Source organism: Spiroplasma chinense, from assembly GCF_008086545.1.
GTDB lineage: Bacteria > Bacillota_I > Bacilli_A > Mycoplasmatales > Mycoplasmataceae > Spiroplasma_A > Spiroplasma_A chinense.
Genome location: NZ_CP043026.1, coordinates 342,653 through 358,740, shown reverse-complemented (window position 1 = coordinate 358,740; position 16,088 = coordinate 342,653). Strand labels below are relative to the sequence as shown.

The following is a 16,088-nucleotide window of genomic DNA, read 5'->3' as shown; positions in this document are numbered from 1 at the left end:
ACTATAAGTTTTTCCAGTCCCCAAAAACCCCCATAAACACTGGGTTAAAAAAGACATTTTTTTTCAAAAAAATGTGAAACATCAATATATGAAGGACAATTTATGTTATAATTATTTATTATGCGAGGTAAAAAATGGCTCATCAGTTATATAAAATTAGCGAAGTAAAATTTGACCCGTTATCTTTTGAAGGAAAAGCTCAAGAAATTATTCAGCTTTTTATGAAATATAATAACTTTTTAAACAATTCACCATTTGACACTCAATTTTTATCAATGCAATTGCTAAAATATGAGGCAAGACATTCAAATATGATTGAAGGAATTGATACAAATGATGTTGAATTGTTAGCGCAAGATACACCAACTAGTAAGAAAATTTCAAACTATGTTAATGCACTAAAAAATGCAAACGAAAAAATCAAAGAAACTAATTCCTTTAGTGAAGATTTGATTCTTGGAATACACAGAGACTTATTTCAAAACATGATGTCTATTCATGCAATTAATGCAAATCCTGGTGTTTGAAGAATAAAACAGGTAAAAATAGCAAATCACTTTCCACCTCCAGCTCATTTGGTGGCAGAATATATGCAGGAATTTGTTGATTGATTAAATGATCCAACTCCTTTTAAAGGATGTAGTGCTATTCTTGAAGCTTTAGTGCGTGGTGCAATTACTCATGCATATTTTGAAAAAGTTCACCCTTTTACAGATGGAAACGGAAGAACTGGTAGAATTTTATTTAATTTAGTTCTTAACAAATATCAATTAACAAGTAAACCGTATTTTTACATATCAAAAGCAATTTTGCACGACCAATTCTTGTATTATCAAGAATTGGCTAAACTTGATTTTAGTTCTAACTATCAAAAATGAATAGCTTTCTTTTTAGATTTACTAATTTATCAATTAAAAGCAAATATTAAAACTTTTGAAGCTGCAAATGCTATGGTTTTCAAGTTAAAAACTGACGTTATAAAAGAAGAAATAGCGACTTTCAGAGAACTTAAAAAGAAAATTCTAGATTATATTTGTAAATATCCAATCTTTACATTCTCTAGAGTTTACTTTAATATCAAACCTTTATTCCCTGATATGGAAGATGAAACTTTTGTTATGATATTTGACGAATTAGTTAATAGTTACGATATTCGAAAAGTTCCAGAAAGTAAACACTATGAATTTAAACCAGTTATCGATATTATTGTAGGAAAAGATTGATAATTTAAATAACAAAAAAAATGGACAACAATTGTTGTCCATTTTTTTATTACTAATATGCTTTTGCAAAGTAAACTTTGTAGTTTGAATCTTTTCCACAATTAAAACATTTAGATTTTTCTTGTTTAATTCCATCAGGAATACATCTAGAGTTAGTTTGAGTTTTTTCTTTTACATCATCTTCACAAGAAACCTCTCCACAGAAAGGAACTAATACAAAACCAAGTTTTTTATCTAAAACTGCTTTGTATTCTTCTAAAGTGTTTGCAGTAAAAGTACGTTCTTCTCTATTTTTTAAAGCTATTTTATAAATGTTTTTATCATACTCTTTGATTTGTTCATCAATATAAGCTTTTACATTTTCAAGTTTAACTTGTTCTTTTGATCTGATATCTCTTCTTGAAATTGTAACAACTCCATTTGCTAAATCTCTTGGTCCAACTTCAATTCTGATTGGTACCCCTTTAATTTCAGCTTCAGAAATTTTAAATCCAAATGATTTATCTGATTTATCTATAAAAACTTTATAGTCATCAATTAATGAATCAAACAGGTTAGTTGAAGTAGAAATTACTTCTTCAGAATCATTGATGTTAATTATTTGAATTTGAACTGGTGCAACTGATGAAGGTAAAACTAGTCCTTGATCATCTGCATGAGTCATAATAATTGCTCCGATCAATCTTGTTGAAAGTCCTCAACTTGTTGTATATGCAAATTCTTCTTGTTGATTTTTGTTTTGGAATTTTACGTTAAAGGCTTTTGCAAAATTATCTCCAAAATAATGACTTGTTCCAGATTGTAGAGATTGGCCATCATACATTAAAGCTTCAATTGTATAAGTTTCTTGAGCTCCTGCAAATTTTTCTCTCTCTGTTTTTTGACCACTAATTACGGGTAATAATAAGTGATTTGTTGCAAAATCTTTATAGATTTGTAGCATTTTTAAAGTTAAATCTTTTGCTTCTTTTGGATCTGAATGAACTGTATGTCCTTCATTTCACAAAAATTCACTACTTCTTAAAAAAGGTCTTGTAGTTTTTTCTCATCTCATAACATTTGTTCATTGATTGTAAAGTAAAGGCATATCTCTGTAAGATTTTATTTCTTTTGCAAAGTGTTCAATAATTAAAACTTCACTTGTTGGTCTAATATACAAGTCTTCACCAAGTTGTTTGTCTCCAACTTTTGTAACTGTTGCAAGTTCTGGTGCAAAACCGTCAATATGTTCTTTTTCTTTATTAAATAAACTTGCAGGGATTAAAAGTGGGAAGTACACATTTGTAACTCCTACTTTTTTAAATTCTTTGTCTAAAATACTTTGAATATTTTCTCATATAGCATATCCATATGGTTTAAATATCATTGTACCTTTTACAGGACCGTAATCAACAAGTCCTGAATTTTTAACAACATCAGTATATCACTGAGCAAAATCAACATCTCTAGATGTGATTTTTTCCATGTTCTTTGCCATTATCTTTTATCTCCCTTTTCTTTTTTAGTTTTCTTTTTACCTTCTTCTTGTACTTCTTCTACTAAATTAGGTTTTTTAGATGGTTTTTCTTTTTTAACAACCTCTTCTTTAACCGGTTCAGAAACTTCACCTTTTTGTTTGATATTTCCAGATTCTCCAAAGAAAACATCTATATCAATGTCGTTTGCATCAACATAGCTTTCAATTCTTTTAAGGTTAGCTTTATCTTTTATCATAATAAAGTCAATTGCTTCTACAGGAATTGTTTCGTAAATATATGTAATGTTTGCCACAGCATCAAATGCTCAGTCTTTTTTTGTTAATTTAACAAGTTTATCAGGGTTAACTCCAATAATTGAAATTTTTTCAACATCCACTTTTGCTTCGCTTGCTCATTTTCAAAAATGAGCTCTCGTAGAAGAGTCAAATTCCAATCCAACTGAGTTGTTGTTTTCTAAATAAGTTCAAACAACATATTCTTCTTCTTTTTTAAGTTTTTGGTCTTTAACCAAACGTATTCCATTTTCTAAAATTAATAAAACATTGTTTACATCTGTATAAAAATATAGGTTTTTTATTTTTTTTGTTTTTATAATTTGAAGGACTTTTTTTTGTTCAACTTTACCAGAAAAGATTTTTTTAAAAAGTCCTTTTTTGGGTTCCTCTTCTTTTAAGTCGATTTCTTTATCAATAGTTTTTGCCATAATATACACTCCTTCTAAAAAATTTATATATCTATATTATACTTAAATGTTTTTGATTTAAATTAAATAAATAAAAAACCAAGCAAATGCTTGGTTTATGTTTCTTTAATGGCGGATTGAGAGAGACTCGAACTCTCGCGCCAGTTACCCGGCCTAACACCTTAGCAGGGTGCCCTCTTCACCAACTTGAGTATCAATCCATACAAAAAAATTATAACAAAAAATGCCTATTTATTATAATTTTTTTAATTTTATTAACTTTAATTTGATAATTCAAATAAAGTCTTAAATATTCCTGTTTTTGAAACTAATTGATCAAAAGTTCCACAATCTGTAATTCCTTTATTTGGTTCTAAAACAAATATTTTATCAAAGTCCTTGATTGTACTTAATCTATGGGCAATTGAAATAGTTGTTCTTCCTACCATTAGTTTTTCTAATTCAGATTGAATTTCAGCTTCTACTAAGTTATCTAAAGCACTTGTAGCTTCATCTAAAATAAGTAGTTTTGGATTTTTTAAGAACATTCTTGCAATCACAAGACGTTGTTTTTGCCCTCCAGATAATTGACTTCCAGATTCAAATAATACAGTATTGTAACCTTCGCTAGAATTCATAATCAAATCATGAATTCTAGCTTTTTTAGCTGCTCTATAAACTTCATCCATACTTCAATTTTCAACTCCATAAGTTATGTTTTCAGTAAATGTACCACTTATAATTTGTGGTTCTTGGTCTACATAACCAACATTTGCTAATCAAGATTTTAAATCAATATCTTTAATATTTGTATTTCCATTTAAGATCAATTCACCATTTGATACATCATAAAATCTCAATAATAATTTAGCAATTGTAGATTTTCCACAACCACTGGGACCAACAAATGCATATTTTTTATTTTTTTCAAATCTTAGATTTATATTTGAAATAACTTTTTTGTCACTTTCATCAGGATATGAAAAGTCTACATTTCTAAATTCAATTTGTCCTTCAAAATTATCAATTTTTCTGTCTTTATCAACATCAATAACAGAATTTGAATTTAAAATATGGTCTATGTTTTTTAATGATTGATTTGCAGCATTTACTTTTTCTAAAATTTCTTTTAATTGAAACAAAGGAGTTACCATAACAAAAACCCCAGCTGTAAATGTACTAAAGATAATTAAAATTTTTAAAGATTCTCCACTATAAATAAATTGTCCAAATATAATTGAAGCTAATGTGAAGCTTCCAATACCACCAATTAATAACGCTGCAATCATGGTAGTAAGTGAAATACTTAATCTTTTTGATTTATCTAATTTTTGATATCTATCAATAAATGCACTTTTTTCTTCATTTCAAGTTCCAGTAGATTTAACCAATCTTACTGTTTGTATTTTTTCATTAACGTCATTATTTAAATTTCTTTCAATTTTTGCAGTATTTGCAACTGGTTTTCTAATTGCAAAAATTACTATTACAGAAATTACTATTACTCCAGCTATTAACGCAAAAGTTGATAAAGAAATTTTTCAATCCAAGAATGTTAAGAAACCTAATGCTCCAAATGAACTTCCAAAAATATAAATTACAATGATTGGTGCAACTTTTAATTGATCTCCAATTACTTGAACATCTTTAACAACACTTGAAATTATGTTTCCAGTTTTATTTTCTTTAAAGAAATGAATGTCTTGTTCTAAAATACTTTTTACAACATTTTGTCTTAATGCAGTTTCTTGATATTGAGCAATAAACCCATTTGCAAGATATGCAATATACATTGCTACCACTATGAATAAGATGTTACCTATTAAATAATAAATTCATTGGTTAATTGTAAATTCAAACATAAACATTTTTGTATATAGTTGATTATTTTTTACAATAACTCCTTCTAATCCCATCATTGAAAATACATTAGATACTTTTTGTGGGTCTTCTAACAGACCACTTAAATCCATTGTTGTTCCTTCTCCAACAAGTTCTCCCATAACTTTATCCATAATTTGATTATCATTTGTTAATAATGAATACATGTTTTTTGCTGACAACAATATTACAAGTTGTTGTGCAATTCTAATATTAAATACAGTACAGTAGGCTACTAAAGCCATAAAAATAAACATTATAGTTGCAAGAATTCAATGTTCTTTCAACCCTCTTAAATATAATTTACCTATTGTGTTACTTTTTAATTTATTAAATTCGTTTTTACTTTTTTGCATGTCAAAAATCCTCCTAATATCTAGTAAAAATTAAATTTTTAACCAAATATTAGAAGCCAATAACCTCGATAGATCTTTTATGTATTTTTAACTTTTGCGTATTTTTGTACGTGAAAATTTCCTTGTTCTTGAGTTCAAGTTTTTTGACTATTTTTTCAATTAACAAGAAAAATAGTCTTTTGATTTTTTCAATTAATGTTGAAACGATAAAAACTTTCATTAATACAGTTTTTATAAGCGCAAGAACATCAATGTTTATGATATTTTTAATCTTACTCAAACCATCAACAATCAAGAAAGTAAATAAGATAACAGCTCACATTGCTGAAAATTGTATAGAAAAAATATGGTTTGTTAATCAAAGTTCATCACTATAAAGGAAAGTAAAGATTCATGCTGGTAATATATATAAAACCATTGAATAAAATAAGAAAACAAATATTTTTTTAATAAAAACAATTCTCATTCTTTGAATTTCTACTTCGTTTAATATATCTTGTTTAAAGATAAACAACTTTTTCATCAATAAATATGAAGAAAAAGCTAAATAAATACAAATTACATTTCTTAATGAATTTTTATCACTTAATGAAATTAAACATACAAAAAAGAAAAAGATAATCATCTTTTTAATAAAACTTCTGTAGACATTTTCGTTTTTAAACTTTTTATCTGCCTGTTTTATAGCTTTTTTGTTTATTTCCATAATTTCACCTTTTTTTACATTATACACAAAAAAAATTTTAAATAAAATTTTTTATATAAATTGGTTCAATTTTTTCAACATCATCATTTAATTCAAATTTTTCTTTTAAACTTAGGTAATTATTTATGTAATCAATATCTTTATAATCACTTCTTATTTCAAAATCACCAAATTGGTCCTTAAATTCCTCTAGATAATCCTCTGGTATAAGTTGGTCTGCTATTTTACAAACTCCACTCTCATAAATTCCTATGTAAAATTTTTTACCTTTTGCATCAAGTAAACTTATTACATTATCATTTCCTGCTTGAAAAGCAAGGGATGATAATGTAAATACTTTTAAAGAAGGATTTAAAATTTTTAAAGTCTTAGCAATTGTTATTCCAACCCTAACTCCAGTGTAACTTCCAGGTCCATTTGAACAATAAACACTGTCAATTTCTTTTATTTTCAAGTTATTTTTATCTAACATATTTTTTAGCTCATCCATTACAATATCACTAATTCTCATTTGATTTGTTTTATAAACTGAATCTATTATTTGGTTTTTATTTTCCAATATTAAAATTAAATTATTATTTGTTGTATCTATAAATAAATTCATCTTAAATTCCCTCTATTTCAAACTCTCTAATTTGTTCGTCAATTAGTTTAATTGTTATTTTTATCACTTTAAAATCTTTTTCATAATCAAAATTTAAATTTTCACTTCATTCAATAATATTAAATGCTCCATAAAAATTTTCTGTGTAAAGTTCAACTTCTTCATTATTTTCAAGTCTGTATGCATCCATGTGATTTATTAATAAATCGTGTGCTTGATATTGATTTAATATTACAAAAGTTGGTGAGTTTACAACTTCTTTAACACCCATACATTTTAATAAATGTTTTGTAAAAGTAGTTTTTCCAGCTCCTAAATCACCAGACAATAATAAGCAAACATTTTCTTTGCATTCTTGCAGTATTTGCTGGCAAATTTTTTCAAGTTGTTCAATTGATTCTATTCTTATCATATATCAAGGTTCCTATTCATATATATATGATATAATTTTTTGCGTAGGAGTGACAATAAAATGACAAAAGATATTTTAATTATTGGTAGCGGTCCTGCTGGGTTGTATGCGTGAAAAATGGCATCAGATCTTAACTTAACAGGAACTGTAGTTGAGGCAAATACAACGTATGGGGGTCAAGTTTTAAATATTTATCCAGAAAAAACAGTATTAAATTTACCTGCAATTGTAAGTTTAAAAGGTACCGAAGTTATTGAACAAATGTATAAAGCTATTAAAATTGATGAAGAAAAAATAAACTTTAAAGCAGAAACTAGAGTTGTTGATTTACAAAAGATTGAACCAGAAGAAAGAAAAGAAGACTTTGAAAATTGATTTAAAGTGACTTTTTCAGATGGTTCAGTTCAGAATTACAAAAGAATTTTGATAACTGATGGTGTTGGAGTAAATAGTCCAATTAAATTAACTCCAAAAGATTATGACAATATAATTTACACAATCAAAGATTTAAATACCTTTATAGATAAAGATGTGTTAATTTTTGGTGGTGGAGATTCTGCATTAGATTGAGCTTTAGAACTTGCAAAAAGAAGTAAATCTGTAAAGATAATTCATAGAAGAGATGAATTTAGAGCAAAACCTGGAAGTTTAGAAGCTGCAAAAGAACTGGGTATTGAACTTTTAACTCCTTATGGTTTTGATTCAATTTCAAGTGAACAAGATAATATAGCAAAATCTTTAAAATTAATTAATATGACCACAAAAGAAGAAGTGATTGTCGATTTTGACCTTGCTTTAGTTCAATTTGGAGTAACTATAAAAAAAGAAAAGTTTGATAATTTAGAATTAGAATTCAATAAAATGAACAAAATTATAATAAACGAAGAAATGTCAACATCAGTAAAAGGAATTTATGCTGCAGGAGATTGTTGTTGATATGAAACTAAATTAAGAAATTTAGTTTCATGTTTTTTTGAAGCAATGCACTCTGTTATAAATATAGAAAAAACAGTTAATAATAGAAAAGTTCCAAACAATGGATGATAAAAAACTGGGCTATGCCTAGTTTTTTATATTTAATTTAGAAATAAAAAAAAGTAGTGTTAACTACTTTTTGATTAAACTTGGTTGAGTCATTTCTGCTGGAATTTCTTCTCCAATAATCTCTAAGATTGTTGGTGCAACATCAGCTATTGCAGGATTTTCAGTTCTTAACTCTAATGATTTATCAGTTACTATGATTGGAACAGGTTGACTTGTATGTTTTTTGTTTGGTCCACCTTCTCCATCAATCATAACTTCTGCATTTCCGTGATCTGCAGTAATAATCATAACAGCTCCAGTTTCTTGAGTTGCTTCATAAACTCTTTTTAACTGTCCGTCTAATGTTTTAACAGCTGTAATTGCTGCATCTAACATTCCAGTATGTCCTACCATATCACAGTTTGCATAGTTTAAAACAATTACATCAAATTCATTTGATTTAATTTGTTCAACTAATTTATCTGTAATTTCAATAGCAGACATTTCTGGTTTTAAGTCATAAGTTGCAACTTTTGGAGATGAGATCAAGTTAATTGATGCTCCATCTAATTTAATTTCTTCTGGAGTTGCTAGACCATTTTTAAAGTAGTCTTTTCCACCATCAAAGAAGAAAGTAACGTGTGCAATTTTTTCAGTTTCTGCAATTCTTAATTGTTTGTAACCTTTTTTACTTAATCATTCACCTAAACCATTTACAACTTCAATAGCTTTAAATGCTATGTGACTTGATTTAACTGATGCTGAGTATTCCATCATTGATACAAAGAAAATTTTATCTCCTAAGAAAGTTAGGTTAGCAAAAGCAGGATCTGTTCATGCCATATATTCTTTATTTGTTAAAGCACTTGCCATTTGGATTGCTCTATCAGGTCTAAAGTTTGCAAATACAACAGAATCATTAGCTTTAATAAATCCATTTTCAACTGTTGAATTGTATGCTGGTAAAATTCCTTCGTCATCTTTTCCAGCATCATATTGTGATTGAATGTAAGCTGCAGGGTCAGTAAATGAATTTTCACAAGTTCTATCAACTAGTGAAGCATACCCTTCTGCAATTCTTTCCATTCTTTTATCACGATCCATTGAGTAGAATCTTCCTGAAATTGAAGCAACTTGTCCAACTCCATATTTTTCAATTAATTTATTTAAATCACTTAAGTAATTTAAAGCAACTGTTGGTTTTGTGTCTCTTCCATCTGTAAATAAATGGAAGTAGATTTCTTTTAATCCAGCTTTTGCTGCTGCTTCAAAAGTTGCAAACATATGTAACATATGTGAGTGAACTCCACCATCAGAGAATAACCCCATAATATGGAATGCACTATTGTTTTTTTTGCAATTTTCAATTGCAGCTTGAATTGTTGAATTACTTTCAAAATCTCCATCTTTAATTGCTTTATTAATTAAAGATAATGATTCATATTTAATTCTTCCAGCACCCAAGTGAATATGTCCTACTTCTGAATTTCCCATTTGTCCTTCTGGTAAACCTACTCATTCACCACTTGCATGAGCACTAACTCATGGGTATTCTTTTTTTAGACTTTCAACAAACTCCATGTTGGCTTCGATTACTGCATTTCCTTTACCAGGTTCTGCAAGTCCTCAACCATCTAAAATAGCTAAAACTACTGGTTTTTTTGCTTTCATAATTAATTCTCTCCTAATACGTATTTTTTAATAGCTTTTGCAACAGCACCTTCAAGATTTGTGTATTGAGATACCTCTTTAGCACATTCTTTTACCACATCAGTGGCATTTGCTGTTGCAATTGATAACCCTGCATATTCAAGCATTGGTATATCATTTGACCCATCACCCATAGACATCATTTCTGATGCATCTATTGAATAATGTTTTGAAAGGAATTTTAAAGCATAAGCTTTATTGATTCCTTTCAAGTTGATTTCGGCTGCATGAATTCCTTCGTTTCAAGCAACTTCCAATCCCAATAATTTAATTCTTTCAACAAGTTCTCTATTTACATTGAACATTATTAATTTATAACAATCTTCGACTTCTTTTACATTATCAAATAAAACTACTTCTTTATGAAAAAACTCACCTTCATGAGATAGATACATTGAACTTTCTAAAGGTTTATTTATATATGAATAATCAAAGCTTTTAGCATAACCTCAAACTTCAACTTCACTATATTTTTCTTCTTTTAGAATTTCAAACGCTTCTTTTACAATTTTACTTGGTATTGGATTTGCCTCTACAACTTGGTTGTTTGCTCAATTGTAAATTAAAGCACCATTAAAACCTGCAACAAGAGCTTCATTTTTATCAAAATCATAGACATCAAATCTATTGTATTTTGCGTGAACTGGTCTTCCTGTTACAAATACAACTTTTACACCTTGTTTAATTGCTTGGTTTATAGGTTCTATGTTTTCTTCAACATATTGTCCAAGACCTGCATATGCTGTTCCATCCATATCCAAAGCTACTAGCTTTATTTTTGACATTATTTTACTAATCCTAGGTATGATTCTTCAACTAATGAAGCTCCACCAACTAATGCACCATCGATATCTGATTGTCCTAAAATATCTTTGATATTATCTGGTTTAACACTTCCACCGTATTGGATTAAAACTTGGTCAGCTACATCTTGACTGTATAATGAAGCTATGTGGTCTCTAATTCCTTTACATACTTCTTGTGCAATTTCTGGAGTTGCAACTTTTCCTGTTCCAATAGCTCAAATTGGTTCGTATGCAATAACAACTTTTGTCATATCTTCTGCACTTACACCATTTAAATCATCTGATAATTGTTTTTTAACGTGATCCATTGTAGTTCCAGCTTCATAAATTTCTAAGCTTTCTCCACAACATAAAATTGGTGTCATGTTAGCTGCTAATAATGCTTTTACTTTTGCATTAATCATTTCATCAGTTTCTCCAAAGATATCTCTTCTTTCTGAGTGACCAATTACTACATAACTTACATTAATATCTTGAAGCATTGGAATTGAAATTTCTCCTGTGAATGCTCCTTCTTTTTCAAAGTAACAGTTTTCTGCTGCAACAACTAAGTTTTTTGCAACTTTTGTCATATCACTTAACATTACTGCTGGTGCAGCAATCCCTGCGATTAAGTTTTCGTTTGATCCTAATTGTGAATCTACATTTTTAACAAACTCAACTGCTTGTGAGTTTGTTTTGAACATTTTTCAGTTCCCTACGATAATTTGTTTTCTCATTTTTCTACACTCCTATATTTACTGTACTCTAAAATTTTAACACTATGAAACTAGAAAACTATACAAAATAAAAAATCACCAATTTGGTGATTTTAATCTAGTAAACTTGCTGCTTTTTCATCAATTATAAGAGTTACTTTTGGGTGATTTTGTAAAATTGTACAAGGTCAATCAGTTGAAACCTCTCCAGTTACAAGTTCTTTAATAGCTTTTGCTTTGTTTTCTCCCATTGCAATTAAAACAATTTCTTTTGCATTCATAATTGATTTTAAACCCATAGAAACAGCTTGAGTAGGAACTTCACTTTTATCATTAAAGAAACGTGAATTTGCCTCAATTGTTTGGTCAGTTAAATCAACAACTGATGTTAATGAATCAAAACTAGTTCCAGGTTCATTAAAACCAATGTGTCCATTTACTCCAATACCAAGTAATTGAATATCTATTCCTCCAGCGTTTTTAATTTTTTCATCATAAACTTTTACTTCATCATCACTTTCAATCATTCCACTTGGAACAAAAGTGTTTTCTTTTTGAATATCAATATGATTAAAAAGATTATGAGTCATAAAGTATCTATATGATTGATTATGAATTCCACTTAATCCTTTATATTCATCTAAATTAAAAGTTGTTATATCATGTCAACTAACGTTTTCTTTTTTTGAGTTTTCTATTATATATTTATAAGTTGATAATGGTGAGCTACCAGTTGCCAAACCAATAACTGCTTTTGGGTTTTCTTTAACTTTATTTAAAATTAAATCCCCTGTTTTTTGACCAATTTCTTGCTCAGTTTTTACCACAATAATATTCATATCTATATCCTCCACTAGTTAATTTTACTAAAAATCCTGTTGAAATAATCAAAGTAATCATATAAGTTTTCTATTTTAGAAATATCTAACTTTAATGATGGATTCATTCTTTGTAACATCACGTAAGTTAGCAATCTATTTCTACCTCTAATTAAATAATTTGTTTTTTCAGTTCTCACTATTGTTCCAAACCTTCTTTGCTCAATAGAATTAATATCGCTATATAACAATTTAAATAAGATTACTTGTTTAGAATTTGTAAAATATATCTTTTTACTTGAATAATAGGCATCAAAAGTACCTATCATCTTAGGTTTTTCTTCGCCATTTTCATCTAAAACCAATTCGTGTAAATTTACTTTAGTTTGTAGTAAACTTAGTTTTTCTTTCTTTTCAATTTCAAATCTAACAGGTATTTTTTTCAAAGGCCTTCAAGAGTTAAATAATAGTTCATCAAGTTCATATAAAAAGTTATCTTCCTTAGCACTTAAATCTAAATCTAGTTTTCTGATATTTTTTCTTAATTGACTTGTAAAACTTTCACTAAATTGAAAGTTTTTATTTATTCATCTTCAAAGAACTCAATATTTAAAGTTATTGTACAAAGTCTTATCCTTAATTTTGCGTCCAACTCTTTTAATATAGAATTTTGTTCTTTTATTAAGATTATCTTCATCAAAATATTCAATTAAATTTGTTCTTCTAAAGTAATAATTTAGATCTGTTGTATTTCTTAAAAACATAATTTTACCTCTTTAAACTTATTTTACTTGAAAATACTTTATCAATTAAGAAATAACTAAAAAATAGAGAAGTTTAATAATATTTTTAAAAATTGTACATTTTTTCACTTTTTATGACGATAGATACTATGAGGAGAAATTTTAATCTCCTAATTATTTGAAGGAGGGCTTAAAAAATGCCTAAAAATAAGAAAATAAATATAAAGAGAAAAGTCGTCAAAACTTATAAATTGTCAGAAAAATTCTTACATGTTTTTGACGATGATTTTTTAGAATATGAACAAATAACTTTGATCCCTAGAGATTGTGAATTGCTAGATAACATATATAATAAGGGTGAGGAAATAATGAAACGAAGTGATCGTTTATCCTTTAACAACGGAGTAAATAAATCAGTTGAAAGCGAGAAAAGTTACAAAATGAAAATAGAAAATTGTAGTCAAATGTTAGAAGTAACAAAAAAATTGTATGAAGAAACGAAATTAGAAAACAAAAGACTTGTGGCAAGTAATGAAGAATTGCGAGCAGAAACAAAAGAAGTGAAATCAGAAACTTTCAAAGTAAAAATTAATAATAAAAGACTTGAGGCAAGTAATGAAAGACTTGAGGCAAGTAATGAAAGACTTGAGGCAAGTAATGAAAGACTTGAGGCAAGTAATGAAAGACTTGAGGCAAGTAATGAAGAAATGAAATTAGAAATTTTAAAATTAAACGAAAGATTAAGTAGACTAGAAAAATAGTGCCAACGAGAGAGAGACAAAGTATGAAATCAGATAATTGTAGTATATTATTAGGACCTATAATGAAATTATATGAAGATATGAAAAAGGAAAGAGAAAAATCAAAGGTTTTAAGAGAAAAATCAAAGGTTTTACGAGAAAAATCAAAGGTTTTATGAGAAAAATCAAAGGTTTTATGAGAAAAATCAAAGGTTTTATGAGAAAAATCAAAGGTTTTATGAGAAAAGATGGGAATTGAAGAAGAGAGAATGAATTCGATTCGAGAAGAAATAGATTCCTTAAGTGAGAGAATTAGCATTTTAGAAAAGAAAAGATTTGAATAAAATAACACAGAAGAACAATTTCAAACGACAAAAAAATGATTACTTTTTAAGTAATCATTTTTTTAATCTTGTCATCTTAATTTAAACATTGGAATAATTAAGAATATTACTATTAATGCACAACTAACTCCTAGATAAATACCATTTTCTAAATTAAATGTGTATTTACCATTTCAAGCTTCCACAAATGGATTAATTGAATATTTAAAAGGGTTAATTCAACTAATTGCTTTTAATGGAGCACTAGTTTCCACAGTTTCAATTGGTGAGAAACCTCCACTTAAGAAAGTAATTGGCATATAAATAACGTTTACAATAGCATTGTAAGTAGTAGTTGATTTAAACATTGAAGCTAATGTTAAACCTAAAGTCATAGATAATAACAATACTGGGATAAACAAGAATATAGATGCAGCTACATCATATGGTTTAGAAGTTACATCTCATCCATATTTGTGTCCATAAATTATTCCTGCTCATAGAATTGCTCATAGTGCAGAAATTACTACAAAAACAAATCCCATAACTACAACAGAAAGTAAGAAGAATATAGGTTTAATATTTGTTGCCCCTATTCTTTTCATTAAAACACTTGCTTTAAATTCGATAATTGTGGCTGGAATTACAAAGAATCCTACCCCTAAAGCTGCCATACTTGCATATGAACCTACAAGTGAGTGAATCATATTTTTTGCAACTTCTTCATTACCACCTGTATTTGCACTACTTGTAAAGATGTTACCAATTAAAAATAACATTAAAATTGGAAAAACAAACATAAAGAATGGTACTGCAAAACCTTTAATGTAGTATTTTAATAATAGATTTATTAAAGGTATATTTTTGTTTTTAATTTTTCCAGAACTTATTATTCTGTCAAATTTATTTTTCTTTTCATTTTTTTCTTTTTGATGTTGTTTTTCAGCTAAATATTCTGCTTCTAAATCAGCTTTTTTCTCTTCGTTAAATTTTTTTCATGTATAGTCGTGAACTGATCCATGTTCTTTAACGATTGATTCTACTGACCCTGAATCTCTAATTTCACCTCTATGTATATAGATGTATTTGTTACATAATTCTTCAATTTCACTCATTGAGTGAGTTACAAGAATTAAAGATTTATCTGTCTTTACTATTTTTTCTTTAATAAAGTCTAATATTTGACTTCTAACTTCGATATCAAGTCCTGTTGAAACTTCATCAAAAATTACTAAATCAGGATTATGAATTAAACCTAATAATATATTTAATCTTTGTTGTTGTCCTCCAGATAAACTTTGAACGAATTTATTTTGGAATCCTAGAATTTGATAAATTCTCATCAATTCTAATAATTCGCTTTCCTTCATTTCAATTGAAAAAGTATCTAAATAATACTTGATCATATCAATTACTGTAATTCCAATTGGATATTTAGATTCTTGGAATTGAATTCCTAAAACTAAATCATCTTTTTTTTCGATTGAACCACTTGTAGGTTTACGAATACCTGCAATAATTTCACTTAGTGTTGATTTTCCCCCACCATTAGGTCCAATAATCCCAATTCTGTCACCTTTTTTTATTTCTAGATTAATGTTTTTAAGAACATTTTTCTTTCCATAATCTTTTGTTACATCTGTTAGCTTTACTAAACAGTCTTTTTCTAAAGACTTTTTAACTTGTTCAGATTGTGTTGTTCCCATAAAAACTCTCCTTTTAGCAAAATGCCTTAGAGATAATATAACACAAAATCAAGTTAACTTTTTTTCAAAATAAAATAACAACATTAGACATAAAAAAATTTTTCAATTTAAATAAAAACATATATTTTTTACAACTTTTGTAATTAAAAGAATAAAATTGTAATGTACAAAAAAACAAT

At 27.6% G+C, this 16,088-nt stretch carries 16 protein-coding genes and 1 tRNA gene; 4 read left to right on the top strand and 13 right to left on the bottom strand.

Annotated features, from left to right (window positions below; genetic code table 4):
• Window positions 1-134: 134 nt before the first annotated feature.
• Window positions 135-1,226 carry a Fic family protein gene (locus SCHIN_RS01630; RefSeq protein ID WP_166507894.1) on the top strand — a complete coding sequence of 364 codons (1,092 nt, stop codon included), beginning with the start codon at window positions 135-137 and terminating at the stop codon, window positions 1,224-1,226.
• A 49-nt stretch (window positions 1,227-1,275) separates the two neighbouring features.
• On the opposite strand, the gene proS is transcribed toward SCHIN_RS01630, so the two are convergent.
• From proS to tsaE, 7 genes are all read right to left on the bottom strand, one after another.
• A complete protein-coding gene (gene proS / locus SCHIN_RS01625) occupies window positions 1,276-2,700 on the bottom strand; it encodes a proline--tRNA ligase (protein WP_166507893.1) in 1,425 nt (474 codons plus the stop codon).
• Complete coding sequence (locus SCHIN_RS01620) at window positions 2,700-3,404, bottom strand: hypothetical protein (RefSeq protein WP_166507892.1); 705 nt, start codon at window positions 3,402-3,404, stop codon at window positions 2,700-2,702. The genes proS and SCHIN_RS01620 overlap by 1 nt, the downstream gene beginning before the upstream one ends.
• 109 nt (window positions 3,405-3,513) lie before the next feature.
• Window positions 3,514-3,604 (bottom strand) — tRNA-Ser (locus SCHIN_RS01615).
• A 60-nt stretch (window positions 3,605-3,664) separates the two neighbouring features.
• Window positions 3,665-5,620, bottom strand: a complete 1,956-nt coding sequence (locus SCHIN_RS01610; RefSeq protein ID WP_166507891.1) for an ABC transporter ATP-binding protein — start codon at window positions 5,618-5,620, stop codon at window positions 3,665-3,667.
• Between the two features lie 49 nt (window positions 5,621-5,669).
• Window positions 5,670-6,326 carry a hypothetical protein gene (locus SCHIN_RS01605; protein WP_166507890.1) on the bottom strand — a complete coding sequence of 219 codons (657 nt, stop codon included), beginning with the start codon at window positions 6,324-6,326 and terminating at the stop codon, window positions 5,670-5,672.
• A gap of 37 nt (window positions 6,327-6,363) precedes the next feature.
• Window positions 6,364-6,930 carry a tRNA (adenosine(37)-N6)-threonylcarbamoyltransferase complex dimerization subunit type 1 TsaB gene (tsaB, locus tag SCHIN_RS01600; RefSeq protein ID WP_166507889.1) on the bottom strand — a complete coding sequence of 189 codons (567 nt, stop codon included), beginning with the start codon at window positions 6,928-6,930 and terminating at the stop codon, window positions 6,364-6,366.
• A gap of 1 nt (window position 6,931) precedes the next feature.
• Window positions 6,932-7,342 carry a tRNA (adenosine(37)-N6)-threonylcarbamoyltransferase complex ATPase subunit type 1 TsaE gene (gene tsaE, locus SCHIN_RS01595; RefSeq protein ID WP_166507888.1) on the bottom strand — a complete coding sequence of 137 codons (411 nt, stop codon included), beginning with the start codon at window positions 7,340-7,342 and terminating at the stop codon, window positions 6,932-6,934.
• A gap of 60 nt (window positions 7,343-7,402) precedes the next feature.
• Between tsaE and SCHIN_RS01590 the strand changes: the two genes are divergently transcribed.
• A complete protein-coding gene (locus tag SCHIN_RS01590) occupies window positions 7,403-8,389 on the top strand; it encodes an NAD(P)/FAD-dependent oxidoreductase (protein ID WP_166507887.1) in 987 nt (328 codons plus the stop codon).
• 60 nt (window positions 8,390-8,449) lie between these two features.
• On the opposite strand, the gene gpmI is transcribed toward SCHIN_RS01590, so the two are convergent.
• The 5 genes from gpmI to SCHIN_RS01565 form a co-directional block, all read right to left on the bottom strand.
• A complete protein-coding gene (gene gpmI / locus SCHIN_RS01585; protein WP_166507886.1) occupies window positions 8,450-10,036 on the bottom strand; it encodes a 2,3-bisphosphoglycerate-independent phosphoglycerate mutase in 1,587 nt (528 codons plus the stop codon).
• A gap of 2 nt (window positions 10,037-10,038) precedes the next feature.
• Complete coding sequence (locus tag SCHIN_RS01580) at window positions 10,039-10,860, bottom strand: Cof-type HAD-IIB family hydrolase (protein ID WP_166507885.1); 822 nt, start codon at window positions 10,858-10,860, stop codon at window positions 10,039-10,041.
• Entirely contained in the window at window positions 10,860-11,600 is a 741-nt protein-coding gene (tpiA, locus tag SCHIN_RS01575; protein WP_166507884.1) for a triose-phosphate isomerase, read from the bottom strand. Before tpiA ends, SCHIN_RS01580 begins: the two co-directional genes overlap by 1 nt.
• Window positions 11,601-11,692: 92 nt before the next feature.
• Window positions 11,693-12,418, bottom strand: coding sequence for a glucosamine-6-phosphate deaminase (gene nagB / locus SCHIN_RS01570; protein WP_166507883.1), 726 nt, complete (start codon window positions 12,416-12,418; stop codon window positions 11,693-11,695).
• 14 nt (window positions 12,419-12,432) lie between these two features.
• The gene (locus SCHIN_RS01565) at window positions 12,433-13,161 is read right to left on the bottom strand and encodes a hypothetical protein (RefSeq protein WP_166507882.1); all 729 of its coding nucleotides are present in this window, start codon (window positions 13,159-13,161) and stop codon (window positions 12,433-12,435) included.
• A 176-nt stretch (window positions 13,162-13,337) separates the two neighbouring features.
• Between SCHIN_RS01565 and SCHIN_RS01560 the strand changes: the two genes are divergently transcribed.
• On the top strand, window positions 13,338-13,901 hold the full coding sequence (locus SCHIN_RS01560) for a hypothetical protein (RefSeq protein WP_166507881.1): 564 nt from the start codon (window positions 13,338-13,340) through the stop codon (window positions 13,899-13,901).
• Between the two features lie 23 nt (window positions 13,902-13,924).
• Window positions 13,925-14,224 carry a hypothetical protein gene (locus SCHIN_RS01555; RefSeq protein WP_166507880.1) on the top strand — a complete coding sequence of 100 codons (300 nt, stop codon included), beginning with the start codon at window positions 13,925-13,927 and terminating at the stop codon, window positions 14,222-14,224.
• Window positions 14,225-14,286: 62 nt separating this feature from the next.
• On the opposite strand, the gene SCHIN_RS01550 is transcribed toward SCHIN_RS01555, so the two are convergent.
• Window positions 14,287-15,909, bottom strand: a complete 1,623-nt coding sequence (locus tag SCHIN_RS01550; RefSeq protein WP_166507879.1) for an ABC transporter ATP-binding protein/permease — start codon at window positions 15,907-15,909, stop codon at window positions 14,287-14,289.
• Between the last annotated feature and the right edge of the window lie 179 nt (window positions 15,910-16,088).